Here is a 1,170-nt window from a genome sequence, read left to right as displayed (position 1 = left end):
GCTTGCTGCAGCTCGGCGTGGTACTCAGCCGCGCTGCGGGTGTCACGCCCTACCTCGCCCCACGCCTCCAGCCGACGGCGGGGATCGGCCAGGAGTGTCATGAGCTCACCCAGAGCCCGCAACCGCTCCTGGTACCGCTCACCGGCCGGCACCAGTGTCTCGACCAGTGTCTTGACCGCTTCTCGCCCGCCGTAGGTGCTGACCACCGACCCGGTGATCGCCCGGCGCAACGCCTCGGCATGCCCCTCTTCAGGCAGGTGGGACCACATCCGCCACACCTGCGCCGTGGTCTCATCCACCCCCCACGCCTGAGCCAGATAATGGCTTCGCCGCACCCCCGGGTTGACCAAATTCATCAACTCCGCAGGCCCCTTACCCTCCAAGACCGCGAACAACCCCTCCCATTCAGCCTCGCGGCCACGACGCCACAGCCCCTGATCCCCCAGCCCGTACTCCACCCTGCCACCAGCCGGATCCACCACATGCAGGAAGAACTCGACCGACTCCCCGCTGTTCTCCAGCCGGGTGCCCGGGGGCAATACCCCGTCCGGATCCAGATGCGCCGGCACCTCCGGCAACGCGCGCTGCGCTCTCTGGGTCAGCGGGTCCCACAAGTCCTCCGGCCGCGTGGCGCTATCCGGTCTTTCCCCTGGCGCGTACTCGCCCATCACATACCAGGCGTCTGTGCCCTCCTCGACCAACTCTGGCAGACCTTCCGGCGACCGCATGAGGGGTTTCCACGTCGTTTTCCGCTTCTTCACCACCACCGCATGGTCCGCAACACCCCACCAGTCCAGCATCCGCAGGAACGCCACCACATGGTGACCATCAACCTCTGCGTGACCATCCACCCCAGCCAGCCTCGGCCGCGCATGCACTCCCGTCGCCCTCTGGAAAGCCCCCAGCGCCGCGCGCCCCTGCTCAGAAACCCCCGCCAACTCCTCCTCGCTCAGCACCACACTCTGGCCATTCACCACATCCGGCAGCGACCCCCGTGACCTATCCCGCGCGTACTCCGCCTCGCCGCCATGCGGCTCAGACCCTCCCTCCACCAGCGGCTTCAGCTCACCGAAGGGCACCGGGGCGGATTCCACATCGGACAGCCGTGCTGATTCCGCCCCACCACGGAGCCCGGACTGGATAGTCCATCCCTCCCGCAACGTGCCGGTG

1 protein-coding gene is annotated in these 1,170 nt (G+C 67.8%); it reads right to left on the bottom strand.

What is annotated here, in order from left to right; all coding sequences use genetic code 11:
• Positions 1 to 1,170 (bottom strand): hypothetical protein (locus ACWDKQ_RS36315; RefSeq protein ID WP_450143263.1); only part of this gene is annotated, 1,170 nt, incomplete at both ends.

The sequence above is a fragment of the Saccharopolyspora sp. NPDC000995 genome, assembly GCF_053599315.1.
The sequence above is the reverse complement of the archived record's forward strand: the minus strand, read 5'-3'. Positions and strand labels throughout refer to the sequence as shown.